Below are 25,292 nucleotides of genomic sequence, written 5' to 3' on the forward strand. Positions count from 1 at the left end.
TGCTCTTCTCCGACTTCTGTTTATATTAGACCGTTTGTGCTAACCATTGCTCAACGTCCCAAATTTTGGTGACCCAATCCTCATAGAAATCAGGCTCATGGGAGACGAGCAGAATCGTACCTTTGTATTCCTGCAATGCCCGCTTCAGCTCAGCCTTGGCAACTACATCCAAGTGATTCGTAGGTTCATCGAACAAAATCCAGTTACTTTCGCGCATCATCAGCTTGCACAGACGCACTTTGGCCTGTTCGCCCCCGCTTAGCATACTCAGCGGACGGGTGATATGTTCATTTTTCAATCCACAACGGGCTAGATGTCCACGCACTTCATTCTGGGTGAGACTGGAGAATTCATTCCACACATCATCAATCGGAGTTAGATTCGCAGCCTTCACCTCCTGCTGGAAGTATGCAGCATTCAAGAAATCTCCGAGGTATGTTTTGCCGCTGTAAGTAGGGATAACACCCAGGATTGACTTCAGCAGTGTTGATTTACCTACCCCATTGCAGCCAACAATAGCAATTTTCTCTCCACGCTCAATCATCATATTGAGCTTAGGCAGCAGCGGACGATCATAACCGATCTCGAAGTCAATCCCTTCAAACACCGTCTTCCCGCTGGCACGGCTCTCCTTGAACGAGAATGAAGGTTTGGCAGCTTCATCCGGACGTTCAATCCGCTCCAGCCGGCCAAGCTGCTTCTCACGGCTCTTCGCCCGGCCTGAAGTGGAAGCCCGCGCTTTGTTGCGCTGGATGAAATCCTCTTGTTTCTTGATGAACTCCTGCTGCTTCTCATATGCATCGATATGCTGATTCTTGTTCATGTCGGCCATATCCAGGAACCGCTCATAGTTGGCCGTATAGCGGGTCAATTTGGCAAATTCCAGATGATAGATGACATCCACGACTTTATTCATAAAATCGGTATCATGGGATATCAGAATGAACGCGTATGGATACTGCTTCAGATAGTTCGTCAGCCAGTCAATATGCTCCACATCCAGGTAGTTGGTAGGCTCATCAATTAACAGTACATTCGGTTTCTCGAGCAGGAGCTTCGCCAGCAGAACCTTGGTACGCTGTCCACCGCTGAGTGACGTTACGTCGCGATCCAGACCGATTGCGGCCAGACCGAGTCCATTAGCCATTTCTTCTACTTTTACATCAATCAGATAGAAATCACCGATATCCAGTTGTTCCTGAATTTCTCCCATCTGCTCCAGCAGCAGTTCCAGCTCCTCAGAGGTTGCCTCACCCATTTTCTCGGTAATAGCCATCATTTCATTCTCCAGTTCAAGGAGCGGCAGAAAAGCATCCTTCAGCACATCGCGCACAGTTTTGCCCGCAGTAAGAATGGTATGCTGGTCGAGATAGCCATAACGGACTTTTGGGGTCCACTCGACTTTCCCGCTGTCTTTAAGCAATTTGCCCGTCAAAATATTCATTAGCGTAGATTTACCGACGCCATTCGCTCCTACCAAGCCCACATGCTCACCGGGAAGCAAGCGAAAAGATACGTCCTTGAACAGCTCCCGGCCTCCGAAGTTGTGCGAAACGTCTTCTACTGTAAGTAAACTCATATATTCTCCATATGCTCCTATCTATATTTAAAAATGAGGCGGAATTCAGTTCTAACAAAATATACAACGATTCATTTTAGCACAAGTAAGCGCCGCACTGATACAGAAGATTAGCTTAAAACAGCAGTACGGGAAGACAAATACAAATATTTTCGCTATTTTTTCTGAAATAATCTACGATTTTTCGTAAAAATCTTTCTCCTATCATATTCTTTTAGCAGACGTTCAAGTGCTTCAGAGAGCTTTCCCTTTGCATGAAAAGGATCAGGCTGATAAGGTAAGCTGTGCACTTTGACTCCGCCCAAGGCAGAGCCCAGTAGATCAGCTGCAGACGGAGTAGAAAGCGGAAGACAGATTCTCCAGTTCGGCATGGGTGCAAGGTCAGTGCGTACCAGCCAATGCAAGGTATCCTCCATCCGCCAATCTGCTCCAGAAGCTATGAGCACTGGAATATCACTTGCCTTAAATTGCTCTATAGCCTCCTCATACCCCCCTGTTCCCAGATCCAGAATCACAAAATTGTAAGATTCATTCGTCATGTAACTGATTTCACCTTCTGATGTCCTCTTATAGTAATGTACCCCTTTCCAGTTAACAGGCGTCCCTATTCTACCAGATTCAACTTCTGATTCCGGTTCCCCCAGCAGACCACAGATTCGGTCATAGATCCGTGAAGCGGGGTTGAAATCTACCCAAGCAACTGTACCAAACCGCCGCAGGCAAACACTGGCCGCTATTGAGGTGTGCGTTGTGCCCAGTCCCGGAGCAACACCAAGAAATGCAACCACAACCGTATGCTGGCTTGAACGGTCTAAGTCTGATTGGGTGCGCAGATATTTGCGGTTATCAGCATGTTCCGTTTCACTTTCAATCGGTTCCAGAACACTTAACACCGCTTGCGCGTTAGGGTATCTTTCTTCAGGATGCTGGCGCAGCAGCCGACGGATCACCGGAATCAATGGGTCAGGCAGGTGGGAACGCAGCTTTTCCTCCAGCCCTGCCTGCCAACGGCTGAATTGCCCACCTGATGCCATATACAACAGCAACGCTCCCAATCCATACAGATCGGAGGCAGGCTCGCTTTGTCCTCCGCCATACTGTTCAGGAGCAGCAAAGCCAACCGTACCGAGCTTTTCAGTGTCTTCATTTCCGTCTTTTCTAAACTTGCGTGCAATACCAAAATCAATCAGCATCAGCTCATCCCGTCCAGTCAGCATAATATTCCCAGGCTTCATATCCCGGTGAACAATCGGCGGATGATGCCCATGCAAATAATCCAATACCTTAAGCAGCTGTTGCGCATAACGGAGGATGCTTTTCACTGGCAGCGGTCCAGGATGTTGCGCAAGATATTCGCTTAAAGTGATACCCTCTATGTAATCCATAACCAAATAACAATGACCCTCCCGGTCTGGCGGGAAGAAATCAACCACACCTGGAAGCAAGGGGTGACTCAAAGAAATCAGAAGTTCAGCTTCTGCCTGAATATCTCCATAGGAACCTTCTTGGTCGATACTCTCCTTCACCGCCCAGCGTTTTCCCGGCAGACGCAGGTCTTCAGCCAGATATACATGACTCATCCCCCCTGTTCCTAGATTTCCAGCGATTCTATATCGATTCCCGAGTATTGCTCCACCCTTGAGTTTTGTTTCAAAGATCACCGTAATCTCCTCCATTTCAATCCTTTATGATCCACAATAAAAAAGGAAAGCCTCCGTTATCCTCATATACAGCGGCATATTGCCGGCTATACAGGTAACGGGATGCTTTCCCTCTGTACAATCCATTCAGTTCTTAATACTTAATCATATAAAGTGTAATTTCATCACGGTTGTGGAACAGCTGTTTGGCGCGCTGAATCTGCATCCGCTCGCTTTCGAACATAGCGATAATTTCTTTAAATACCGCCAGCGGCTTCTTATGCATCAGCTTCACCGTGACAATAGCCGTTCCACCAGGTGACAAGCTGTGCAGCAGACCCGTGACCAGCTTGGCCATCAGCTTCGGACTCCAGCTCATATCGCAGACCAGCAGATCAAACTCATTATCCGAGAATTTTACTTCCCCGGCATTTTTGCGCAGGATCTTAAGTGACGGATTCTTACGGAGCGACTCATGCATCAGCGCCGGGTCAATCGCAGTCACCTTAAGTCCCCGTTCCAGCAAAAACGATGTCCATCCGCCTGGAGATGCGCCAATATCCACGGCATTCCGGAAGCTCTGGAACGGAATGGAGAACTCCCTTTCTGCTTCCATTAGTTTGAACTTTGCCCTTGAAATCTGCCCGTCCTCTTTACGGAAACGGATCATACCGCCATTCCAGCTCGACAGGTTGTCCTCAGGCCGGGATACACCGGCATACAGAGCTTCACCATCGGCATACACCGAAATGACCCAATCAGGTTCTTGTACGGTGAACTCCGCACCCAGATCCTGCAGCCGTTCCTGGAGCCATTCACGCAATTCCCCAGGGCTGTCCGGCCAGAAGGAGCTACTGCCCTTACGGACATGCAGGGACACCTTCAACCCTTCAAGCTCACTTCGTCGTCCCAGGTAGACAGCCAGCCGTTCCAGCGCAGACATGTCGCCCTGGTCTTGGAATTCAACAGGCTGAATATGCCGGAGAAAGATCGGCAGACTAGCGGCCAATCTGCGGGATACCTCTTCGGGCTCCGCTTCCAGCGTGGCCAGGAATATTTCACCCGGCAGCAGCAGTGTGCTTTTCACCGAGCCGAACAAGCGGCGCAGCTCTTCTTGAGCATATGGAGCAAAGCCGTGATTAGCGGTGCAAATATACCGCGAATGTACCTTTTCCTCCGGAGCATGAGTATGCTGGGGAGTTAATTCTATAAAATCGTTCAAAGGGTTGTGCCTCCAGGTCTTATTTTTATCCAGGGACGACCGCTATCCCATTCTATATCAGCAGGAATATCGTAAGTGGCCAAGATCATTTCTTTTGTTAACACTTCTTCTTTGGGGCCAGAACCAGCCAGCTTGCCGCCACGGATTAACGCTACATGTGTAAAGAGCGGTACAATTTCCTCAACATGATGGGTAACATATACAACGGATACGTCACGCTGCCTCAGCTTTTCGATCTCGGCAAGCATTTTCTCACGCTCGTATAGATCTAGTCCGGCACAGGGCTCATCCAGAATCAGGAGTTTGGGCTCTGCCATCAGGCAGCGTGCCAGCATTGCCTTCTTACGTTCCCCTTGGGACAAGGTTCCAAACGGATGATAGGCCATCTCACCGAGATTCATATCCTCCAGCATCCGTATCGCCTGGTCATGCACCGTACGCGGAATTTCCTGATAGAAACGAAGGTATGCATAGGCACCTGTAGCGACTACCTCCCATACGGGATCAGTCAGCGACAGCTTTTCCATCAAAGAGGGTCCGATATAGCCAATTTCCTTGCGCACCTCGCGCAGATCACACTGGCCGTACTTATATCCTAACACCTCAACCGTACCTTTGCTTGGAAACAGATAGCCAGTCATCATTTCCAGCAGTGTGGTTTTGCCTGAGCCGTTGCGGCCAAGAATTACCCAGTTTTCGCCTTGTTTCATTTCAAGTGATACATCATCCAGAATCAGGCTATGCTCCCTGCGCAGGGACAGATGTTGTAAAGATATCATTATGAGGTCACACTCCTTATGTAGTCCAGCATCCGTTCCACTGAGCCCATTGAATAATAAACAGCCGGAACCTTACTGCGGTCAGCCGGGGCAACCAGTAGTGCAGGCACACTGGAAATCTGGTACATGTTCACCAACCTCGGCAGCACATTTACATTACCCGTTGCAATCAATAGTTCTTCCGGCAGTAGATGCTCAGTTACCTCCAGCATACGGCGGGCGGCTTTACAGGTTCCGCATAGCGGTGTATATAAAAATATCACCAAAGGTTCGCTCCCGCGTTCCAGTGCATTTAGCAATTCTTGTTGGTTCATCTCTTTCATCGGCTCACCGTCCCGGAGGTTATCTCCAGAAGTCTGGACGGATTCAGCGGGCCATTATGAAGTCTAACACCATCAGGTAGAGCTGGATACAAAATTTCATACATTTCCCGGCGTCCTTGCAGACTGGAGGTATGCAGATATATTTCGAGGGGGAAAAGCTTTTCCAGCACGATTCGTCTAGCTACTTCGCTGCCGCTGAAGTCATCCGGCCCCATATCATAATCAAGCGATAAGATACGAACTTCACATTCCCGGAGCAGCAGCAGACATTCTTCCGTGGAACGTGCCAGTGTAAAGCCCTCAGGCCGTCTGCGGCAGTCGTCCATGAATAAATTGATCATTGCTGCACCTCCTCTTCATACCATCTGCGTACGATAGCCATTTCTTGGCGGTGAGTCCCGTCCGGTCCCTTCCCGGTCTCAAGGGCAATGGCCACCCGTTGAAATGGTTCGGTAATCAACAGACTGCGCAAGCCAGCTTCACCTATACAGCCTTTGCCGATATTTGCATGCCTGTCCCTCTGCGAACCAAAAGCATATAACGAATCGTTCAGATGAACTGCCACAAGATACTTCCAGTAGCCAAGGGTCGTGCCCTTAACGATGAAGTCTTCAGTAGATTCCGGATTCCAGATCCCGGCGGCAAATGCATGACAGGTGTCCAGACAAAATCCGATTTTGTCCGGGTAACGGCTCAGTTCACGGATCTTGACCAGTTCTTCCAGCGTTATGCCTTCCTTGCCATGATTACCAGCCTGATTCTCAATCAGCAGCTTGGCCTGCCCGTCCCAGTTAACCAGCGTGTCATTTATACATTGTATAATATTTTGATAACCTTGTAATGGCTCGATGCCGCCAAAATGTCCAAAATGGACCACAATGCCCAGCGAACCGCAAGCTTCAGCAATCCCCAGATCATTCAGAAGAGAGTCCACCATCATCTTCCGCGTTGCTGAATTCGCCGCCAGATTGACAGGATAAGGAGTATGTGCGATCGATTCCATCCCCTTATCCTTGCAAAAGGCGGCACAGCTCTCCGCATCACGCAAGTCCATCTGCTTTAGCTGCAGACTGCGTGGATTCTTCGGAAAATATTGAAAACACTCAGCACCGCTCTCCCAGGCAAACCGGGCTGCACGCCCGAATCCGCCGCGAGTGCTGACATGTGCCCCGATTTTGGGCCTATTCGGCATGCTGGCAATCCGGGCAATAGAACACTTTGCGTCCGGACAGCTCGATTTTGACAATATTCCCCCCGCCGCGTAAGCAAGGTTCGCCTTCACGGTCATACACTTTGCAGTGATCATTATAGGATCCGGTAACCGTGTCCCCGGACATAAAAGGCATTTCCATATAACCGCCGATCTCAGTAGCTTCTGTCAGTACCTTACGTACACTGTCGTACAGCCTTCCCACTGCTTCCGGTGTAAGATTCTGCACCAGCGTGGTTGGAAGGAGCTTTGCCTCAAAAGCTATTTCATCAGCGTAGCAATTGCCAACCCCGGCCATAACCTGCTGGTTGACCATCAGACTCTTCAGCGACCCCCTGCGGCCTTTCAGAAGTCCCGCGAACCGCTCCGGCGTCATGCGCCGGTCCAGCAGCTCCGGCCCCAGCTTGCCCATTGCCGCTTCGCTCTCCTTAACGGACAGAAGGTGCAGATATCCAAGCCGGAGTCCCATGAAATACAGAATGTGTTCTCCAAAAGCAAGCTCCACCTGTGTTGTGCGGTCAGGACGCTCTTCCTCAGTCCCGTAGAACAAAAGCCCTCCAAGCATCAAATGCAGCAGCAGCCTGCGGCCATCATGAAGATGGAACAGGATATGTTTGGCTCGCCGCTCCACAAATACTATGCGGGCTCCAAGCAGCGCCTGGGTGAATGCTTCAGCCTCAATATTAATAGTTTTTTCACGGTTTACGGTTACGCCCGTAATTGGAACATTTATAAGATGCTGGCTAAGCAGCTTTCTGTAATTCTCCATTTCCGGCAGTTCCGGCATAATTACATCTTCCCTTCGTAGGTAGGTAAAAGCATACCTTTGACATTATACACCGAGTGCAAGCATAAGTTCAGCTAAATCAGTATAAATTTCATCCGGTGTCACTCCGGTTAAGCGTTGATAGTCCTCCAGATTGTCCCTTGTTGTAAGCCCCGTCAGCACCAGAATAGTCTTGCACCCTGCACGCACACCTGCGGAAATATCGGTTCGCATGTTGTCCCCAACCACAACAGCCTCACCCGGGTCAATTCCAAGCAGCGATGTAGCATAGGTTATGAGGTGCGCTTCAGGTTTGCCAATGACAACAGGAGAAAATCCGCTTGCCGCTTCAATTGCGGCGCCCAGCGTACCAGCTCCAGGCATAACACCGTCATCCGAAGGAAGCATCAGATCGGGGTTCGTGAGCACGAATTTTGCCCCTTCACGAATCCAGCGGGAAGCCTGCGCAAGGGAATCATATGTAAAAGACCGGTCAATGCCTTGTACAACATAATCCGGCGCTTCGGTCACCAGGACAAGCCCCGCTTCACGGCAGGCTTCGATTAACCCCTCTTCCCCAAGTATCGCCACCGTTGCCCCCGGGGATTCCCCAGCGATATAGCGTGCAGCCGCTAAGGAGGATGTGCAGACTTCATGTGGCTCTGCTTCAATCCCCATTCCACGCAAATGAGACGCTACACCGGCGGGAGTCCGGGAAGAATTGTTCGTTACAAACAAATAGGGGATTCCCGCCTTGCGAAGTCCGGAGATTAGCAGATCTGCACCAGGAATCATCTGTCCTCCGTGGTATAACGTTCCGTCCAAATCGATCAACAATCCTCCAATAGAGTTCATAGATGCCTCCATTTCGCCTTTAGTTCATAGCATAAATATTTAACCACATTATTTTTTTATTCAGCTATTGCATATACAAAATTTCCAGTTGTTCTCCATCGGGAAATAAGCTGATTTCATGGGCATTTCCGGTGTAAAGCTTGCTGTTTTTTCGTCAAATTCTTAGTTTCTTCGTTATCTTTTCAGCCTGTTAATTCTTTTCATTCAACAGACCTCGTCGAACGCTAGCGAACACCCGCCCCGCCGGTCTTTTTTTGGCACAAAACTGTCATTTCCTGCGCTTTCCCGGAAAATAATTCACTTTCCCGGATCATTTCCTCAAGGATTTCCCGGCGATTTGCGATATACAGGAAAGGTACAGAACTCTTCAGCCAGCAGTGTCTGAGGGAATATTGCCTGCGCTTCCATAAGAAGCGGCAGCAACTCCTCTTGTGAAGTGTAGCGGGAACTGAAGTGAGTCAGGAGCAGCTCCCGCGCACCAGCTTCACGGGCCAGCTCAGCAGCCTGGACGGCGGTGCTATGATGGTACTGATGAGCCATATCCTTCAGATCATGACCAAAGGTGGCCTCATGAATAATCAGATCTGCACCCAGGGAAAGAGGCAGTACTCCTTCACAGGGTCTGGTATCTCCCAGCACGGTTATTATACGGCCTCTTTTCGGTGCATTCACTACTTCCGAAGCACGGATCAGAATGCCTTCCTCAGTCGTTACATCCTGCCCCTTTTTCAATATGCCATAGAGCGGACCTGGTTTCAGGCCATAGCTTTGCAATAATTCTGTATTCAGATTGCCCGGACTGTCTTTCTCTGTCACCCGGTATCCATAGCTATCGATCCGGTGCTCCAGCAGGCCAGCTTCAACCTTAAAGCTATCGTCCTCGAAGAGAAGTCCTCCGCTATGTTCAACAATCTCAATGGAATATGGAATCCGGGATTGACTGACTGATAAGGAGACATCCAGATAAGCTTTCAGACCCGGTGGGCCATATACAGTAAGCGGTCCTGTGCCGCCTTGATAACCTCGGCTGGACAGCAGGCCCGGCAAACCAAACAGGTGATCACCATGTAGATGGGTAATAAATAGCTTCTCAAGCTTCCCCAGCCGAAGCGGTGAACGGAGAATCTGGTGCTGAGTACCTTCTCCACAGTCGAACATCCAAAAGCTTCGGCGTTCTTCCATCAGCCGGAGTGCAACCGACGTTACATTCCGCTGCAGAGTAGGCACACCTGCATTCGTACCCAAAAAGTATATTTCCACTCATGCTCCTCCTCTCTATATTCTTTGGAACTCATCAAATTCTACCCTTTTTGGAACAAAAAATCATCTTTCCGATAATCGTACAGCTCCAACAAAAAACCTCCCGGTTACGGGAGGTTCCGCTCTAATAGGGTGCAGTCCCTGTAGATTGAGTATATGGGAAAAGGAGCTTATTGCTTCTCCACATTAAAATACTGAGCTTCAGGGTGTGCGAATACCATTGCTGATACTGAAGCCTCTGGTTCCATCATAAACCCTTCAGTCAGCTCGACGCCAATATCCTCAGGTGACATAAGCTTGAACAAAGGTCCTTGATCCTCAAGATCCGGACAAGCAGGGTAACCAAAAGATACGCGGATTCCCTGGTATCGTGCTCCATGTCTTTGCTTCATGGTCATATCGGCTGGGTCCGGGAATCCCCATGTATCCCGCATCATATGATGCACACGCTCTGCTAATCCCTCGGCAACCTCCAGAGCCACCGCCTGTAGAGCGTGCGAGCGAAGGTAATCGCCTTTATCCCTCAGTTCTGCAGACATTTCACGGACACCATGACCTGCCGTAACCACCAGGAAACCGACATAATCCATAACTCCGCTGTCAACAGATTTGAGGAAGTCTGCCAGACACAGATAAGGCTCCACACTCTGGCGAGGGAAAGTGAAGGTATGAAGAACCCTGGTCGTATCCTGAGGGTCGTAGATCAGTACGTCATTACCTCTTCCTTGAGCAGGGAAAAACTGATACATGGCATGAGGAGTTATGGTACCCTCCAGCATAGCTTTATGGAGAATTTCATCCACTGTTTCTTTGAGTTCGACTGTACGCGGGTCACCAGCAGCAAGCTGAGCTTCCACTGATCCCTTCAGTCCAAGATGATGGCCCAGCAGCATCTGCATATTTACATAGGGGATAATATGTCCCAAAGGATAATTACGCAACACATGCCGCTCCAGATCAGGCGGTGTAAATACTGGCGCGTCAGCCGAAATCTTGGAACGGACTGCCCTTGTCAGCACCGGCATCTCCTGCTGAGGAGCTACAGCTACCGCTGTCTCTGCTTCAAGGCGCACTTCCTCTTCAATTTTCAAACGTTCATCCGGATTCATTAACCGGTTGGCAATATCGAGACCATCCATTGCATCTTTGGCATAGAGCACCAGACCGTCGTATTCCGGGCGGATGCGCGTCTTAGTGAACTTGCGCGTCAATGCAGCTCCGCCAACCATGATCGGCACATCGATACCTGCTGTGCGCAGATCCTGAGCTGTCAGCACCATTTGCTGCGCCGACTTCACGAGCAGGCCGGACAGGCCAATCGCATCTGCCTTTTCCCGTCGGAACGCTTCAATGATATTCTCCGGTGGTACTTTTATACCCAGATTAATAATCTGATAACCATTATTTGAAAGGATGATCTCCACCAGATTTTTTCCGATGTCGTGTACATCACCTTTGACTGTAGCCAGCATGATCTTGCCCTTCACAGAAGTCTCATCCTTCTGCATGAATTGCTCCAAGTGGCTGACAGAGGCCTTCATCACTTCAGCGCTTTGCAGCACTTCTGCGACAATCAATTCATTGTTGTTGAACAGTCTTCCGACTTCTGACATTCCAGCCATGAGCGGTCCGTTAATGATCTCCAGCGGTCCTGACTGGGTCAGCGCTTCGTTCAGATCGGGAATCAGGCCTTCCTTGGTCCCTTCCACTACATAGGAAGCCAAGCGTTCCTCCAACGAGAGGTTGGAGATTTTCTCTTTCTTCTCCACCTTCTTACCGCGAAAAGCAGCAACGAAGGCGGACAGTGTATCATCATTGGTATTATAGATCAACTGCTCGGCCAGATTACGGTCTTCTTCAGAAATGGATGCATAACGCTCTACCTTTTCCGTATTCACAATGGCATAGTCCAGTCCGGCCTTGGTGCATTCATAAAGAAATACAGAGTTAAGCACCTCGCGCCCCGCTTCAGGCAGACCAAACGAAACATTGCTGATGCCTAGAATCGTATGCACTTCAGGAAGGGCTTCTTTAATTAGCCGAATGCCATCAATTGTCTCCTTAGCGGAACCAATATACTGTTCATCTCCTGTTCCTACAGGAAATACCAGTGTATCAAAAATCAGATCTTCCGGCGCCAGACCATACTTATTAACCAGCAAATCGTATGAGCGTTTCGCAACTTCCAGCTTATCTGTAGCTTTAATAGCTTGTCCCGTTTCATCTATTGTACCCACAACAATGGCAGCGCCATATTTATGAATCAACGGAGTAACCAGCTCGAATTTTTCTTCACCATCTTCAAGGTTAATGGAGTTAATGATTGCTTTACCCTGACAATACTGCAATGCCAGATCAATTACCTTGGGATCAGTGGTATCAATCATTAACGGAACCTTTACCTTTTTGACAACCAGCTCCAAAAACTTCTTGATATCCTCACTCTCATCACGGTCGGGGTCCTGGACACAGACATCTATCACCTGTGCACCGCTTTTGACCTGGGCCCGGGCAATCTCGGAAGCCTCTTCATATTTACCTTCCACAATCAACCGTTTGAACTTCCGTGAGCCCAGAACATTCGTGCGTTCACCTACCATATATGGGCGGTTATCGCTCTCAATATATACAGGCTCAATTCCGGAAAGTGCCGGAGGGTGAACTCCATCCAGTCCACGTGGCGGATATTCTGCAAGCGCCTCAGCCATCGCCCGGATATGATCCGGTGTTGTTCCGCAACAGCCTCCGGCAATATTTAGCCAGCCTTTTTCAGCAAAACCAGCAAGCTTGCGGGCAAGCGAATCCGGAGACTCATGATAATTACCATTTTCATCAGGCAGTCCCGCATTCGGATAGCAGCTTACTGCTGCTGAGGAGATTGCCGAGAGTGAACGGATATGATCACGCATAAACTCTGGTCCGGTTGCACAATTGAGCCCAATGGAGATGGGTTTCAAATGCTCCAGCGAAATGTAAAAGGCTTCAATATTCTGTCCGGCAAGTGTAGTCCCCATCGGTTCAATTGTCCCGGAGATCATAACAGGCAGGGTTATACCTGTCTGGTCAAAAGCATTACGGATAGCGATGCTTCCGGCTTTGACATTAAGTGTATCCTGAGAAGTTTCGAGCAGTAGCGCATCCACTTTTCCGTCGATCAATGCAACCGCCTGCTCCTCATAGCTCTTCACAAGATCATGGAATGTAACTCCCCCCGTCACGGAAAGGGTTTTTGTTGTTGGTCCCATAGCCCCAATCACATAGCGCGGATGGTCAGCTGTATCATATTTATTCACGGCATTACGGGCCAGTCTGGCAGCTTCGAGATTGATCTCGCGAGCCTTCTGTGGGATATCATATTCGGCAAGTACGACCGAAGTCGCACCAAAAGTATTTGTCTCAATTAAATCTGCTCCGGCTTCCAGGTATTTCTCATGAATATCCTGTATAACCTCTGGCCGGGTAAGCACCAGCATTTCATTACAGCCATCAAGTTCTTCTCCGCCAAAATCAGCACCGGTAAGCGGCACCTGTTGAATCATCGTACCCATTGCTCCGTCAAGAATCAGTATGCGCTTTTGTAAGCTTTCAGCAAGTGTGAATTTAGCCACTTTCTATCCCCCCAGTAAAACATTAGAGTAAGTTTAGCAGAATATACGGAATTCGAAAAGCCTTCCTTTCCACTCTGCATTATCTGTAATGGTTGCGGCAACTCCCGCTATTAATGATTTTGATCATACTATGGCTGAACAACAAGTTTTTTACTAGGCATGGAATGCTGTGTCCGCGCACTCACATGGGATGTCACTGTATAATCGCCCTCGCTCTTTAATACACCTTCAGCCCTATATGTACCTTCCCCTGCGGATTCACCAGTCAGCTCTAAAGTCTGCTCCTTATTACTGTTATTTACGATTTCAAAAAGCACCTCTTTTGCATCATCCACCGGTTCGCCATCTTGAGTGACCTGTGCTTCAAAAGTTACCTTCTGTCCTGCCGTAACCTGCTGTGGATTCCAATTCAACTCTACTTTTATGGGCTCCATAGACATATTTGCCGCAGAATGCATATTAGACTCCGACTTTGCACCTTCAGAACAGCCCGAAAGAGTTGCTGCAATGATTACCGATAAACACGCTGCCAGCTTCCTTTGATTGATCATTTGGAGTTCCCCCGAATCAAGTTAGGATAATATGATACTGACATACTGTGAAGCATTTCTTTACTATTATACACATAATACTCAGATAATCAGTAATCAAGCTGTTTTTCCTGCCTCATTTTGTGACATTGATCATATCAAATTGCATAATCAAATAAATATTCTTGCATAAAAAAAGCCGCATCCCGACTTAGTCAGGATAACGACTCTTGGAAGAGGCCTATAAAGATTTCACGAGTGGAAGAAGCTCACTGAGATGTTCAATCTGATAATCAGGTGTAATATCAGGATCAGTTTCTTTGCCGGTGCGGTTAATCCATACGGTAGTCAGACCAGCACTGAGCCCGCCAAGAATATCTGTAGTCAGCTTATCACCAACCATAATTCCATCCTCAGGAGAAATATCGAGAAGCTCCATCGCATGGGTGAAGATCTCTTTGTCCGGCTTGCCTTTACCGAAGTTCCCCGAAATAACAATGTGGTCAAAATAAGGAATCAGCTCAGGCACACTATCCAGCTTCTCCTGCTGCAATGCAGGGCACCCATTCGTCAAAAGCAGCAATTTCACCTTACCTTTGAGTTCATCCAGTACATGCAGAGTCTCATCATAGATATAAGGCCGGTTGCGGCGTTCTGTAGCAAATGTAGCTGCCAGCTTTGCCGCAAGTGCCTCATCCTCCACTCCCAGTGCAGCTAGTCCACGGCGCCAGGACTCTTTGCGGTAGACAGGAGCAAGCTGCTCCATCTGGCGGAATTCATGCTGCTTCCCAGCTGTAAAATTCCCCCATAGCGCTTCAAATGGATTAATTCCAATTAGCTTGGTGAACGGAAACGTTTCATATGATTCATACAGATTCCTGGCTTCCCTGCGGACAGCTGCTTCCAGCTCCTTAGGATCGACGGATTCACCTGCTGCTTCACTGGCATATCGAAAGGCTTCTTCAACACTTCGTTCATCCCAGAGCAATGTGTCATCAAGGTCAAAGAGTACGGCGGAAATCGGCATTATAGTTCTCCCTCTCCCTATACTGGATGTATCTTTCTATTCGCTCACGTATTCCACATGATTTTGTTTGGCGAACTGTTCCAAACGTTCGGCCATAGCATTAATGTCATAACGGTTGAACAGCCTGGAGAATACCCACTGTGTGCGTTTGCCTTTGTACTTAATGGAAACTGCGCCACGTGTTACGGTAATCTTCTCAATATCCGCTGCAGGAAGATGACGTTCACGGTTGTATTTAATAGTAGAAAGTCTGGCACGTTCAACTTTCAAATAGGGACGTCGGAAAAACAGCAATGCCGCGAGCAGAAAATAGAGTACAACTCCCAGCCAGTTGGCAAGAATGCCGCTGTTCTTAGCTTCGTCTATTGAGCCAACTACCCAAAACATTAGGCCAAGCATTACCAACACTACAGGAAACACGATATTGCGGCCTCTAAAAATATCACCGCTCTTTGCAGCGGCAGAAGTCGTTGAAGCATAGATAGATTCTTTCCCCTGCTTCTTGCGTTGCTTATTAATTTGCTGTGTGTTACGTTGAACCATTCTTTCCCAAGAACGGGCCATGTTAGTTCCCCCTAGTCATCCAATTATATCTATGAAAAGGAACAAAGCCTCATTTATTCTCGCCCTGTTGCCTTGTTCATGTACTTATTTGTCCACAATTTCAATGTTATTGAGCTGCGCACGGAAGTTACTGCGGATATTGCCCAGGTAGATCTCCCGGAGCTTGGCTCTTTCGGTGAGTTCTTCCTCAGTCAGGCCGTCACTCTTCTGTTTGCGTGCTAATTCATTGATACGGGCGACCAATTCGTCAATGTTCAATATGTTCCCCTCCCTATAAATTCATTCTAACTTTGCCATGAGAAAAAGAGCTTGTCAAGGTCTCCTCCCTGAAAGCTCCTGGTATCTGTCTATAGGTACTTCATTAATATTAATATACAGGTAAGCTCAGCACATCTCCGGCCTTGATATTACTATTCTCTAGACCGCTTGACCGTTTAATTCCTTCTATATATACAGCCGTTTTCATATCAGCCGGTTTATTCTTAAGTGCAATACTCCAAAGTGTGTCCCCGCGTTCAACAACAACTCTCTTCTCCTGCTTGGCCGGCAACACCGATCCTGCAAAAACATTACCTACCACGGTAAATCCCGAAATCACTAACAGAAAAATCAAGGCCACCTTAACCAGAGTGTCCTGATGGAACATTCCTCGGCATGATGTCACTAAGGACAAAAGAATATTATCTAGTCTATCAGAAGAAGCAGAGTGGGTTCTGGCTGTATGGTCCTCATGAACCTCGTCGTAAATACTACGGTAAGTACTGTACTTTAACATATTAACCGACCTCCAAACACTTGTTCTTACTTTCAAAATCAATATAACACGAACATGTGTTTTGATCAACACATTTCTTCGAACAATTGTTCCCTTATATTTCACTACTCATTTTCTGCCCAAAATAACTATTCTCAGCCCCCATCTACTCTTTCTATCATTTTAGAACTTATGTTTGTACGAACGGAAGTTCTATGTTATAATTTTCCCAAACATAGTATATGGGGTTGATTCCGATGTCAAAGATTTCGAGTCGTCAACTGGCGATCCTGGAATTTATTCGTAACGAAGTCCGCAGCAAGGGTTATCCGCCTTCTGTCCGGGAAATCGGCGAAGCTGTAGGACTGGCTTCCAGCTCCACGGTACATGGTCACCTGGACCGGTTGGAGAAGAAAGGTCTTATCCGCCGTGACCCTACGAAGCCACGGGCAATAGAATTGCTAGGACAAGAGGATTCCGAGAATGTTCATCAGTTCGTTCAGACGGTAACACGCATTCCAGTCGTTGGAAAGGTTACCGCCGGGGTACCGATTACAGCAACAGAGAATATTGAGGATTACTTTCCGTTGCCGGCTCATTATGTAGGTGATGATAAAGTGTTCATGCTTTCTGTGCTAGGTGACAGTATGGTTGATGCTGGCATTATGAATGGTGACTATGTAATCGTCCGCCAGCAGCAGACTGCAGATAACGGAGATATCGTTGTAGCCATGACCGAAGAAGATGAGGCAACAGTTAAGACCTTCTACAAGGAACGAGACCATATTCGTCTGCAGCCGGAGAATCCGGCTTATGAGCCCCTTCGTCTGAATCGTGTTACGATCCTGGGCAGAGTTATAGGCCTATTCCGCGATATTCACTAGCCCCCTCTTAATGAAACTGTTCCGCAGTCTAGCGGAGCAGTTTTTTCTTTAGTTATCTATTGTTTCCTTATTTTCTTTATACATTCATCACAATGGATGGCTCTCTCCCGTTCTACATGCCTGTCTATCCTTACAAGAACATTTGTTCGCTCCGGTTGATCAAACAAATATACCAGAACTCTCCCTACACTCCGATCATATCCTGATGATAAAAGGAGTGTTGACCAAGATGCCCAATTATCGGATCATTACCGATCTCTCCCAGCGAATGCTCTATTTACTTGACAATGAGACTGTAATTAGAGGGTTTCCTGTCGGGATCGGGAAGATACTGTCCGTCTCTCCAGTCGGAGAATATACCATTATCAACAAACAGAAAAACCCCGGCGGCCCTTTCGGAGCCTTTTGGATGGGCCTATCCAAGCCTCATTACGGAATACACGGAACCAATGACCCTTCCTCCATCGGTAAGAGGGTATCCCATGGCTGTATCCGTATGTACAATGAAGATGTGTTATTCCTTGCAGCAACAGTGCCTGTTGGAACCCGTGTAACCATTAGGGAATAAATAAAATTTGGAGCCAACAGTGATTGGAACTAAAGTCCGTTCGAAGAGCACCCACACAAGTGTCAACATTACATCTATTTGTAAAACAAAGGGGCGTCCCAAGCAGCCATTTCACGGCTTTTTCGGGACACCCCTGTCATGTTCAAACATTTTTTTCTCACGTTAACAGGAATTCTGAGTTAATATGTCGAAACCTGTATATTGGCAAATTAAATCTTGAAAGGAAGTGTCTGGTTTGAATCAATCCAAAATTAGAACACATGTCGATTTTAAAGTCGATGCATTAGGTAAGCTCTCCAATCTTCTACTCAACAATAATCATGGGGAACGCAAGGTTAATATCCTTACAGCCTTCGGCAGCATCCAAGGTAATGTAGCAACGACTAACAGCAATGAGGATGTATTTAATCTCAAATCATTGATGGATGATGTCATTGTTGATGAATACATCTCCTACTTAGGTGCAGAACATCCTGAAAAGACTTTCAATTACAATTTCGTAGTTTTGGATAATGTCGTTGTACGGCCATTCGCCAACTTCGCTACTGAAATTGAATATAAACAGCTGATTGTCTATGCTGAGCAAATAACGTCCTTCAACTTCATGTAAAACCTGCGTATAACTACATATAGAAGCAGTAATCGGCTAATGTCCTCCCGGCGACCTTTCTTATAACTTTCAAAACCCGGGAGCATTGTGCCTTACCACAGACTTGCTCATATCCGGGTTCATCTCTTAATTAGTCTTCAGCCCCGCAAGAATTGATACCTGCTCCGCCAGTTTCCTGCTGCCTCAGTAATCCTACAGGCTTCCATTATCCTTCATCCATCATTAACCGTCCGTTATAGTAAGATATCTTTCGCGTTCTGTCGACACAATCCACAGCAACAGCAAAAGAGCCGCTATTCAGCAGCTCATACAGTCTGTTTAAACTTCCTTAATCTTAATGGATATAACATTCGCCGGATTAATGTGTTTGCCGCCCGCCAAAATCCATTATGTAAGTCCGCAAACGTCCTAATTCTATTAGACTATTCTTGCTTCTTCGGTACACGGACCCTGAACTCAAATCCTTCCCGGCTGTAACACATCCCTGCTACAAGTACATCTTCAGGCGTCCATCTTTGCACAGGTCCGGCATAATCTGCAATGACATGGGGTTTGCCCTCAATCAATTGGACGACGTATACTTTAACTTGAGCGAGAGCTGCCGCGAACAAATCGGCATCACTCGTCAGAACTTTATATGTTGATTTCAAAACAGCTCCTCCTTGTCTCCTGATTCTTATTCTCATAAATCACATGTTTTCAAACACATTATGTAAAAATCAAAATTCAGCAATACTCCTTGAGGCAAGTAGTTCACTAGAATACTAATAGTAGTTACCTACTTAAATACCACGCTTATGTGTCCATTAATCAGAGCAAGGGTGTAAATTTCATTCTATAGGTAGTATACAGCCACATGGAACAATATGTAAACGTTTTTTAGCGAGCTTAATTTATTAAAATAACAGTATTATTCATTTTTAATAATTTTTAATGGGAAGTTGCTTTTCCTGGATTTGCATGTCAATTTCATGACTTGACTTGCCTTTCTTCCCTAGATTTGATAAGACTAAGTTAGTTTGTTCCCAGACTGGATGATAAGGAGAATGCACTTTGGAAGAAATACGAATTCAAAAAAAGGACCGTGCCGTCAGCTTTAGGGTGATTGAGGAGGAAGGTGAGTATATCGTTTTTGATATGTCACTCTCAAACCCGGGAAGCAGCCGCACCAATTATACTGGTAAGCAGTTCGCTGAAGCTTGGAAGGCAGTCGAATCAATCCTAGGCGAAACAGAGATTCCTGATGAAATCATTAAATATGCTAAATCCTGATTTCAAATGAACGGCCCCGGCAATCGGGGCTTTACTTTTTCCACAGTGACTGACCAAATGCCGCCAATAAGAAAAAGTATTATTCACTCCGCACCTCTATTGTTTAAAGTCTCAAGTAATGAAATTTTGGTAGCCAACCTATCTTCAAGGAGGGACTGTACTTGCTCCAGTTCTCTCCTTTTACGTTCGATTTCTTTCATTTTGTGTCGGAGGAACGCTATTTTACGGTTCACGCGCAAGCTTTCTCCCCCAACAGCCTGGTTCAGCTCCTTAAGCTCCGCTAATGTGAATCCGGCTGCTTGAAGCATTTTGACCATTAGTAATTCCCCTACTATATCTTCTTCATAATCCCGGTAATTGTTAACTCCCCGATGCACATAGCGGCGATCCAGAATTCCCTCCTTCTCATAATAGCGAATGGTTGGAGCAGTAAGTCCTGTCTTTTGAACCAACACATGGATTTTCATGAGTATCTCCTTAAAAAGACTCCACGCAGTGGGGACTTGGCGTGGGGATGTTCAGATCTATACATTACATAACATATTCTGAAGCAGGCTACTATGATAAATCACAATCATTTTCCACAGCAAAAAAGCCCTCAACGCCAAAGGCGTCAAGGGCAACTACATCTTAGTAAAGAGTCATGTACTGATCTCTTTCCCATTCGTGAACCTGTGTCCGGTAAATATCCCATTCGATCTCTTTCAGCTCGTAGAAATGAGCCAGTGCATGCTCACCAAGGGCTTCAGTGATAACGTGACTACGGATCAATTCGCTAAGTGCTTCCTTCAGGTCTGACGGAAGACTAGGAATTCCTTCTTCAATACGCTCTTCCTCAGACATTACATAAATGTTGCGGTCGATAGGAGCAGGTAGCTCCAACTGACGCTTGATACCGTCAAGACCTGCCTTTAACATTACAGCAAGTGCCAGATAAGGGTTAGCTGCAGGGTCCGGGTTACGAACTTCAATACGTGTACTAAGTCCTCTGGAAGCCGGGATACGGATCATTGGACTACGGTTGCTGGCAGACCAAGCTACATAGCAAGGTGCTTCATAACCAGGTACAAGACGTTTGTAAGAATTCACTGTCGGGTTCGTAATGGCTGCAAAAGCACGTGCATGCTTCAAGATACCTGCCATGTAATAACGGGCAGTTTTGCTTAGTCCAAGAGTGTCACTCTCATCGTAGAACATATTTTCACTGCCCTTGAACAGGGACTGGTGAGCATGCATTCCGGATCCATTCATACCAAAAAGAGGTTTAGGCATAAAAGTAGCATGCAGGCCGTGCTGACGTGCAATTGTCTTTACGACGAGCTTAAAGGTTTGAATTTGGTCGGCAGCCTTAATGGCATCCGCATATTTGAAATCAATCTCATGCTGACCGTAAGCTACTTCATGGTGGGAAGCTTCAATTTCAAAACCCATTTCTTCCAGCGTCAATACGATTTCGCGGCGGCAGTTCTCCCCAAGATCCATCGGCGCCAAATCGAAATATCCACCCTGATCGTTTAATTCTGTTGTCGGATTACCCTTCTCGTCGGTTCTGAACAGGAAGAACTCCGGTTCCGGTCCTACATTCATCGCCGTAAAGCCCATCTCTTCGGCTTCCTTAAGGCAGCGTTTGAGAATACCGCGCGGGTCTCCGGCAAAAGGTGTTCCATCAGGCATGTACACATCACAAATCATACGTGCAACCCGGTTTTCAGTAAACCAAGGGAAGATAACCCAGGTGCTGAGGTCTGGGAAGAGGTACATGTCAGATTCCTCGATACGTACATAACCTTCAATGGAAGAACCATCGAACATCATTTTGTTGTCTAGGGCTTTTTCCAACTGGCTAACAGGAATTTCTACATTCTTGATAGTACCGAGCAGGTCGGTAAACTGCAGGCGGATGAAACGGACATTTTGCTCATTTGCGATACGAAGGATATCTTCTTTTGAGAAGCTCACTTTACCCTCTCCCTTTCACGTCTCTTTGTATTATTTATTAAAAAACCGGGATAGCTCGCCTTGAATAAGAGATACTTGTCCCGGTCTTTTACCGGAAACCAGTTCCTGCTTCAATAAACGGTGCAGCTGTGAATCAGATAATTCTCTACGTCTAACCTCAGTGTCAGGGGTAATGACAGTAGCCTCTTCCGATTCCTTCGATACAGGGTTCATCACCTGCTTGATACCGGCAATGTTTACCCCTTTCTCAATCAATGCCTTGATCTCCAACAGGCGTTCTACATCATTGAATGAGAACAACCGCTGATTGCCGGATGTGCGCGCGGGCACGATCAGGCTGTGCTGCTCATAATAACGAATTTGTCTTGCAGATAAATCGGTTAGCTTCATTACGATTCCTATAGGAAATAATGCCATATTTCTGCGGATTTCATCACCCATGACTCATCCAACCTTCCAATGATCTTTTTCTCATCTCATTGTACATTTCCTTATTTGGCGTGTCAATGGTGTGTAAGATATTCTCACAACATTTTATATAACCTGTAGAAATCAAGTGAAGTGAGTGTCAGCTAAAACATAACATGACCTCCGAAGTATATCACAGAGATCAATTGACAAGCAAAAGACTGATTACTGTGCCACACAAAAAAACTCATCAGCATAAGCGGATGAGCTATACTATAGAACTGCGCATGTCACAAACTGAGGAAATATAAATTGATTAGGAAGAACTTATAACTGATCGTCTTTAGGCACCGACTCATAACGTTCCCGGATTTCACGGTTCTTTGCATAGTTGTATAAGTCCAGGGCCGTAATACCTCTACGGGCCAGCTTCACAAACAGAACAAACGCATAAATTCCAAGTCCAACGCAAACCAGCCAAAATAAAAAAAACAGTCCACTCAATCCGCCTGCATAAAAAAAGCCAGGTTGCTGGGTTACCATTCCATACCCCTTCTTCCTTATGTATTCAATGAGAATCCCTGCTTCAATTGAAGCAGGGATTGCGCATTTCTGCCGAACAATGAGTCAAGCATATAATACTTGGAGGAATATGTAAATTAAATTATAGAAAAATTTACAGTAATTTACGATCTCTCATACTCTGCAGCGCCATCATAACTCCATATTTCACATGAGAATACGTTAATCCACCTTGCATGTATCCGATATACGGAGCCCGAATGGGAGCGTCAGCAGATAACTCCAAGCTGCCACCCTGTATGAAGGTACCTGCCGCCATGATGACAGGATGCTCATACCCAGGCATATCCCAAGGCTCTGGAACCACATGGCTGTCCACAGCCGCAGCACGCTGAATGCCCTGGACGAAAGCAATCAAATGTTCAGGGCCATCAAACGCCACCGCCTGGATCAGGTCCGTGCGCGGCTCATTCCAGGCTGGCTTGGTAGTAAAGCCGCAACGTTGAAACACGGCAGCAGCAAAGATACTACCTTTCACAGCCTGACCAACCGTATGAGGCGCCATAAACAGTCCCTGATACAGTCCGCGCGTCGTGCCCAGCATGGCCCCTACTTCTCCGCCTATACCCGGCGCAGTCAAACGGTATGCTGCCAGCTCCACAAGATCTTGACGGCCGCAGATGTAACCGCCGGTCTCGGCAATTCCGCCACCGGGATTCTTAATGAGCGAACCCGCTACAAGATCAGCCCCCACCTGTGGCGGCTCGAGCTTTTCCGTAAATTCGCCGTAGCAGTTATCTACAAATACAATCACATCAGTTTTGAGCGATTTGACCAGTTTCACCATTTCGCCTATTTCAGCCACTGTGAATGAAGAACGCCAGTCATAACCACGCGAACGCTGGATACCAATGACCTTGGTCTTCTCATTGATAGCCATTTTCACTTCTTCCCAATCGATTTCACCTTCAGCTGTTAATGCGGTTTCGCGGTAGCTGATTCCGAAATCCGCCAGTGAACCCGTCCCGTCTCCAGGTTTGCCGACTACCTTGTGCAATGTATCATAGGGGCGTCCTGTAATGTACAGCAGTTCATCTCCGGGTCGCAGCACACCAAAAAGTGCAGTTGAGATGGTATGTGTGCCTGAAGCGAAATGAGGACGCACTAACGCCGCCTCAGCTCCGAACACTTCGGCATAGACCAAATCCAGTACCTCTCTCCCCCGGTCGTTATAGGCATATCCGGTAGAACCCGCAAAATGAAAGTCACTCACCTGCTGGCGCTGAAAAGCTTCAATCACCTTCCACTGATTATGATCCACTATCTGATCTAGTGACCTCACTGCACTTTCAATCTCGTGCTCAGCGGCTTCTGCCGCCTGAATTATATCCTCTGCAAATACTGCCATTTCACTATTTCTCTCCTTATATTACATCTACTTGCCATGAGGAGACAGGAATATGTCGTTCATCCTTGTTTTCATGACATAAGGTTCACAGTCTATTTCTACCAATGGTTCATCCTTCAAACATAAAATCAGATCAGCAAGAAGAAACGGTGAAGAACCACCGCTTCTTCTTGTAAGAATTCAGGAAAATATGAGCCTGCTCTAGTCCTGAGCAACATACTCAGCCAGCTTGTAGCTCCATTTTTCGTAATCCTCTTTATTAAGACGCACGTTATACAATACATCATTTTCTTCATAACTTTGTTCAAGAACCTCTCCTACACGGTAGAGAAGCGATGAAAGGTCTCCACGGTCTCCGGGAATGCGGAAGGTCAACGTATCACCCGCCAGCTCATCGGCTATTACTTCTGTGATGCGCGTCAGATCTTCCGGGTTAAAGGCGCTGATCTTCAGATAGCCAGGACCCGTAGGCAGCATTTGCAGTTGTTCGGGCTGACAAATATCACTTTTGTTAAAGAGAACAATTTGCGGTTTCCCGGCAGCACCAAGATCCTGCAGAATAGACTGAACGACATCCATCTGCTCTTCTCTCATAGGTGAAGACGCGTCTACCACATGTAGGACCAGATTGGCTTCATTGACTTCCTCAAGAGTTGCACGGAAGGATGCCACCAAATCATGAGGCAAATTCTGAATGAACCCTACGGTGTCTGTCAGGACTACATCTTTGCCTGCAGGCAGCTGCAGTACTCGCGAGGTGGGGTCGAGAGTAGCGAACAGCTGATTCTCGATGTAAACATCCGCATCTGTAAGCTGCTTCAAGAGTGTAGACTTCCCTGCATTGGTATAACCCACCAGCGCAACCTGGACAGCACCACTTTTGCGGCGCCGTTCACGGTGTAATTCACGAGTCTTGACGACCTCGTCCAGCTGACGTTTCAGTTCTGTGATCCGGTCGCGGATATGACGGCGGTCCGTCTCCAGCTTGCTTTCCCCTGGACCCCTGGTTCCAATTCCTCCGCCAAGCCTGGACAGATTCTTACCATGGCCGGATAAACGCGGAAGCAAATACGAGAGCTGTGCCAGCTCTACCTGAATGATGCCCTCACGCGTTTTGGCCCGGCCGGCAAAAATATCCAGAATCAATTGGGTCCGGTCAATGATTTTGAGGTCCAGGGCCTCCTCAAGGTTACGTACCTGTGCTCCGGAAAGCTCTTGGTCAAAGATAGCTGTGTTAGCTCCGAGACCGTCCGCAGCCATCCGCAGCTCTTCTACCTTACCCTTGCCGATAAACCATTTGGAATCGGGAGTCTCTTTGTTCTGGCGCAGCACATCGAGCACCTGAACTCCGGCAGTCTCCGCCAACTGAACCAGTTCCTGCAGAGATAGCTCAGGGTCAATGCCTGTACGCTTGATTTTGTCCGTAACCAGACTCACCAAAATAGCCCGGTCCTGTACTTCTGTTTCTGTATCGTGGGTGGTGATTGCCATGAATGTCATGCTCCTTGTCGTTGTACACATCAGTTGTGTATCATCCGTGGTGA

General features: G+C 47.3%; 27 protein-coding genes. 4 read left to right on the forward strand and 23 right to left on the reverse strand.

The genetic code is table 11. The features are described from left to right. Nucleotides 1-25 precede the first annotated feature (25 nt). The 16 genes from AC0MA3_RS03130 to AC0MA3_RS03205 form a co-directional block, all read right to left on the reverse strand. Entirely contained in the window at nucleotides 26-1,579 is a 1,554-nt protein-coding gene (locus AC0MA3_RS03130) for an ABC-F family ATP-binding cassette domain-containing protein (protein ID WP_474655132.1), read from the reverse strand. Nucleotides 1,580-1,734: 155 nt separating this feature from the next. Then, nucleotides 1,735-3,255, reverse strand: coding sequence for a serine/threonine-protein kinase (locus AC0MA3_RS03135; RefSeq protein ID WP_474655133.1), 1,521 nt, complete (start codon nucleotides 3,253-3,255; stop codon nucleotides 1,735-1,737). 118 nt (nucleotides 3,256-3,373) lie between these two features. Then, entirely contained in the window at nucleotides 3,374-4,441 is a 1,068-nt protein-coding gene (locus AC0MA3_RS03140) for an SAM-dependent methyltransferase (protein WP_474655134.1), read from the reverse strand. Continuing rightward, complete coding sequence (locus AC0MA3_RS03145; protein ID WP_474655135.1) at nucleotides 4,438-5,220, reverse strand: ABC transporter ATP-binding protein; 783 nt, start codon at nucleotides 5,218-5,220, stop codon at nucleotides 4,438-4,440. Before AC0MA3_RS03145 ends, AC0MA3_RS03140 begins: the two co-directional genes overlap by 4 nt. Further along, nucleotides 5,220-5,543 carry a thioredoxin domain-containing protein gene (locus AC0MA3_RS03150; protein ID WP_379151863.1) on the reverse strand — a complete coding sequence of 108 codons (324 nt, stop codon included), beginning with the start codon at nucleotides 5,541-5,543 and terminating at the stop codon, nucleotides 5,220-5,222. The genes AC0MA3_RS03145 and AC0MA3_RS03150 overlap by 1 nt, the downstream gene beginning before the upstream one ends. After that, on the reverse strand, nucleotides 5,540-5,884 hold the full coding sequence (locus AC0MA3_RS03155) for a cyclic-phosphate processing receiver domain-containing protein (RefSeq protein ID WP_474655136.1): 345 nt from the start codon (nucleotides 5,882-5,884) through the stop codon (nucleotides 5,540-5,542). The genes AC0MA3_RS03150 and AC0MA3_RS03155 overlap by 4 nt, the downstream gene beginning before the upstream one ends. After that, entirely contained in the window at nucleotides 5,881-6,735 is an 855-nt protein-coding gene (locus AC0MA3_RS03160; RefSeq protein ID WP_474655174.1) for a deoxyribonuclease IV, read from the reverse strand. The genes AC0MA3_RS03155 and AC0MA3_RS03160 overlap by 4 nt, the downstream gene beginning before the upstream one ends. Next, nucleotides 6,725-7,540: an Fpg/Nei family DNA glycosylase gene (locus AC0MA3_RS03165; protein WP_474655137.1), complete on the reverse strand. Its 816-nt coding sequence runs from the start codon at nucleotides 7,538-7,540 to the stop codon at nucleotides 6,725-6,727. The genes AC0MA3_RS03160 and AC0MA3_RS03165 overlap by 11 nt, the downstream gene beginning before the upstream one ends. A 45-nt stretch (nucleotides 7,541-7,585) precedes the next feature. Continuing rightward, nucleotides 7,586-8,374: a TIGR01457 family HAD-type hydrolase gene (locus tag AC0MA3_RS03170; RefSeq protein WP_474655138.1), complete on the reverse strand. Its 789-nt coding sequence runs from the start codon at nucleotides 8,372-8,374 to the stop codon at nucleotides 7,586-7,588. 318 nt (nucleotides 8,375-8,692) lie between these two features. Continuing rightward, nucleotides 8,693-9,634 (reverse strand): ribonuclease Z, encoded by a 942-nt coding sequence (gene rnz, locus AC0MA3_RS03175; protein ID WP_474655139.1) that lies wholly within the window; start codon nucleotides 9,632-9,634, stop codon nucleotides 8,693-8,695. 170 nt (nucleotides 9,635-9,804) lie between these two features. Further along, nucleotides 9,805-13,182, reverse strand: a complete 3,378-nt coding sequence (gene metH / locus AC0MA3_RS03180) for a methionine synthase (RefSeq protein WP_474655175.1) — start codon at nucleotides 13,180-13,182, stop codon at nucleotides 9,805-9,807. A 188-nt stretch (nucleotides 13,183-13,370) separates the two neighbouring features. Further along, nucleotides 13,371-13,793: a FixH family protein gene (locus AC0MA3_RS03185; RefSeq protein ID WP_474655140.1), complete on the reverse strand. Its 423-nt coding sequence runs from the start codon at nucleotides 13,791-13,793 to the stop codon at nucleotides 13,371-13,373. Nucleotides 13,794-14,013: 220 nt separating this feature from the next. Next, nucleotides 14,014-14,799, reverse strand: a complete 786-nt coding sequence (locus tag AC0MA3_RS03190) for an HAD family hydrolase (protein WP_474655141.1) — start codon at nucleotides 14,797-14,799, stop codon at nucleotides 14,014-14,016. 36 nt (nucleotides 14,800-14,835) lie between these two features. Then, entirely contained in the window at nucleotides 14,836-15,363 is a 528-nt protein-coding gene (locus AC0MA3_RS03195; protein WP_379151838.1) for a hypothetical protein, read from the reverse strand. An 84-nt stretch (nucleotides 15,364-15,447) separates the two neighbouring features. Continuing rightward, entirely contained in the window at nucleotides 15,448-15,621 is a 174-nt protein-coding gene (locus AC0MA3_RS03200; RefSeq protein WP_379151835.1) for a DUF896 domain-containing protein, read from the reverse strand. A gap of 109 nt (nucleotides 15,622-15,730) precedes the next feature. Further along, nucleotides 15,731-16,138 carry a LysM peptidoglycan-binding domain-containing protein gene (locus AC0MA3_RS03205; protein WP_379151832.1) on the reverse strand — a complete coding sequence of 136 codons (408 nt, stop codon included), beginning with the start codon at nucleotides 16,136-16,138 and terminating at the stop codon, nucleotides 15,731-15,733. A 236-nt stretch (nucleotides 16,139-16,374) separates the two neighbouring features. Between AC0MA3_RS03205 and lexA the strand changes: the two genes are divergently transcribed. The 3 genes from lexA to AC0MA3_RS03220 all read left to right on the forward strand — a co-directional run bounded on the left by lexA (nucleotide 16,375) and on the right by AC0MA3_RS03220 (nucleotide 18,179). Then, nucleotides 16,375-17,001: a transcriptional repressor LexA gene (gene lexA / locus AC0MA3_RS03210; protein WP_379151829.1), complete on the forward strand. Its 627-nt coding sequence runs from the start codon at nucleotides 16,375-16,377 to the stop codon at nucleotides 16,999-17,001. 229 nt (nucleotides 17,002-17,230) lie between these two features. Beyond that, entirely contained in the window at nucleotides 17,231-17,569 is a 339-nt protein-coding gene (locus tag AC0MA3_RS03215; protein ID WP_379151826.1) for a L,D-transpeptidase, read from the forward strand. A gap of 235 nt (nucleotides 17,570-17,804) precedes the next feature. Continuing rightward, nucleotides 17,805-18,179, forward strand: a complete 375-nt coding sequence (locus tag AC0MA3_RS03220) for a hypothetical protein (RefSeq protein ID WP_379151823.1) — start codon at nucleotides 17,805-17,807, stop codon at nucleotides 18,177-18,179. A gap of 422 nt (nucleotides 18,180-18,601) precedes the next feature. Here the strand turns inward: AC0MA3_RS03220 and AC0MA3_RS03225 are convergent, their stop codons facing one another. After that, nucleotides 18,602-18,829 carry a hypothetical protein gene (locus AC0MA3_RS03225; RefSeq protein WP_074084564.1) on the reverse strand — a complete coding sequence of 76 codons (228 nt, stop codon included), beginning with the start codon at nucleotides 18,827-18,829 and terminating at the stop codon, nucleotides 18,602-18,604. A gap of 403 nt (nucleotides 18,830-19,232) precedes the next feature. Here AC0MA3_RS03225 and AC0MA3_RS03230 point away from each other — a divergent pair, with 403 nt between their 5' ends. Continuing rightward, entirely contained in the window at nucleotides 19,233-19,451 is a 219-nt protein-coding gene (locus AC0MA3_RS03230; protein WP_379151819.1) for a hypothetical protein, read from the forward strand. 83 nt (nucleotides 19,452-19,534) lie between these two features. Here the strand turns inward: AC0MA3_RS03230 and AC0MA3_RS03235 are convergent, their stop codons facing one another. From AC0MA3_RS03235 to hflX, 6 genes are all read right to left on the reverse strand, one after another. Further along, entirely contained in the window at nucleotides 19,535-19,918 is a 384-nt protein-coding gene (locus AC0MA3_RS03235) for a MerR family transcriptional regulator (protein WP_379151816.1), read from the reverse strand. A 163-nt stretch (nucleotides 19,919-20,081) separates the two neighbouring features. Continuing rightward, nucleotides 20,082-21,410 (reverse strand): type I glutamate--ammonia ligase, encoded by a 1,329-nt coding sequence (gene glnA, locus AC0MA3_RS03240; protein WP_379151813.1) that lies wholly within the window; start codon nucleotides 21,408-21,410, stop codon nucleotides 20,082-20,084. Nucleotides 21,411-21,440: 30 nt separating this feature from the next. Beyond that, nucleotides 21,441-21,851, reverse strand: a complete 411-nt coding sequence (locus AC0MA3_RS03245; protein ID WP_019910684.1) for a MerR family transcriptional regulator — start codon at nucleotides 21,849-21,851, stop codon at nucleotides 21,441-21,443. Between the two features lie 294 nt (nucleotides 21,852-22,145). Continuing rightward, nucleotides 22,146-22,361, reverse strand: coding sequence for a hypothetical protein (locus AC0MA3_RS03250; protein ID WP_379151808.1), 216 nt, complete (start codon nucleotides 22,359-22,361; stop codon nucleotides 22,146-22,148). Nucleotides 22,362-22,494: 133 nt separating this feature from the next. Further along, nucleotides 22,495-23,748, reverse strand: a complete 1,254-nt coding sequence (locus tag AC0MA3_RS03255; protein WP_474655142.1) for a methionine gamma-lyase family protein — start codon at nucleotides 23,746-23,748, stop codon at nucleotides 22,495-22,497. Nucleotides 23,749-23,949: 201 nt separating this feature from the next. Next, entirely contained in the window at nucleotides 23,950-25,239 is a 1,290-nt protein-coding gene (gene hflX / locus AC0MA3_RS03260) for a GTPase HflX (RefSeq protein WP_379151802.1), read from the reverse strand. Nucleotides 25,240-25,292 lie beyond the last annotated feature (53 nt).

This window comes from Paenibacillus sp. LS-5, from assembly GCF_056121505.1.

Coding starts and splice junctions, on each gene's coding strand:
- AC0MA3_RS03245 (WP_019910684.1), bottom strand. CDS start 21,851: ATGGGTGATGAAATCCGCAGAAATATGGCATTATTTCCTATAGGAATC.
- AC0MA3_RS03155 (WP_474655136.1), bottom strand. CDS start 5,884: ATGATCAATTTATTCATGGACGACTGCCGCAGACGGCCTGAGGGCTTT.
- AC0MA3_RS03190 (WP_474655141.1), bottom strand. CDS start 14,799: ATGCCGATTTCCGCCGTACTCTTTGACCTTGATGACACATTGCTCTGG.
- AC0MA3_RS03165 (WP_474655137.1), bottom strand. CDS start 7,540: ATGCCGGAACTGCCGGAAATGGAGAATTACAGAAAGCTGCTTAGCCAG.
- lexA (WP_379151829.1), top strand. CDS start 16,375: ATGTCAAAGATTTCGAGTCGTCAACTGGCGATCCTGGAATTTATTCGT.
- AC0MA3_RS03185 (WP_474655140.1), bottom strand. CDS start 13,793: ATGATCAATCAAAGGAAGCTGGCAGCGTGTTTATCGGTAATCATTGCA.
- AC0MA3_RS03160 (WP_474655174.1), bottom strand. CDS start 6,735: ATGCCGAATAGGCCCAAAATCGGGGCACATGTCAGCACTCGCGGCGGA.
- AC0MA3_RS03195 (WP_379151838.1), bottom strand. CDS start 15,363: ATGGCCCGTTCTTGGGAAAGAATGGTTCAACGTAACACACAGCAAATT.
- AC0MA3_RS03250 (WP_379151808.1), bottom strand. CDS start 22,361: ATGGTAACCCAGCAACCTGGCTTTTTTTATGCAGGCGGATTGAGTGGA.
- AC0MA3_RS03130 (WP_474655132.1), bottom strand. CDS start 1,579: ATGAGTTTACTTACAGTAGAAGACGTTTCGCACAACTTCGGAGGCCGG.
- metH (WP_474655175.1), bottom strand. CDS start 13,182: ATGGGTACGATGATTCAACAGGTGCCGCTTACCGGTGCTGATTTTGGC.
- AC0MA3_RS03145 (WP_474655135.1), bottom strand. CDS start 5,220: ATGATATCTTTACAACATCTGTCCCTGCGCAGGGAGCATAGCCTGATT.
- AC0MA3_RS03255 (WP_474655142.1), bottom strand. CDS start 23,748: ATGGCAGTATTTGCAGAGGATATAATTCAGGCGGCAGAAGCCGCTGAG.
- AC0MA3_RS03150 (WP_379151863.1), bottom strand. CDS start 5,543: ATGAAAGAGATGAACCAACAAGAATTGCTAAATGCACTGGAACGCGGG.
- AC0MA3_RS03135 (WP_474655133.1), bottom strand. CDS start 3,255: ATGGAGGAGATTACGGTGATCTTTGAAACAAAACTCAAGGGTGGAGCA.
- AC0MA3_RS03205 (WP_379151832.1), bottom strand. CDS start 16,138: ATGTTAAAGTACAGTACTTACCGTAGTATTTACGACGAGGTTCATGAG.
- AC0MA3_RS03215 (WP_379151826.1), top strand. CDS start 17,231: ATGCCCAATTATCGGATCATTACCGATCTCTCCCAGCGAATGCTCTAT.
- hflX (WP_379151802.1), bottom strand. CDS start 25,239: ATGGCAATCACCACCCACGATACAGAAACAGAAGTACAGGACCGGGCT.
- AC0MA3_RS03170 (WP_474655138.1), bottom strand. CDS start 8,374: ATGAACTCTATTGGAGGATTGTTGATCGATTTGGACGGAACGTTATAC.
- AC0MA3_RS03235 (WP_379151816.1), bottom strand. CDS start 19,918: ATGAAAATCCATGTGTTGGTTCAAAAGACAGGACTTACTGCTCCAACC.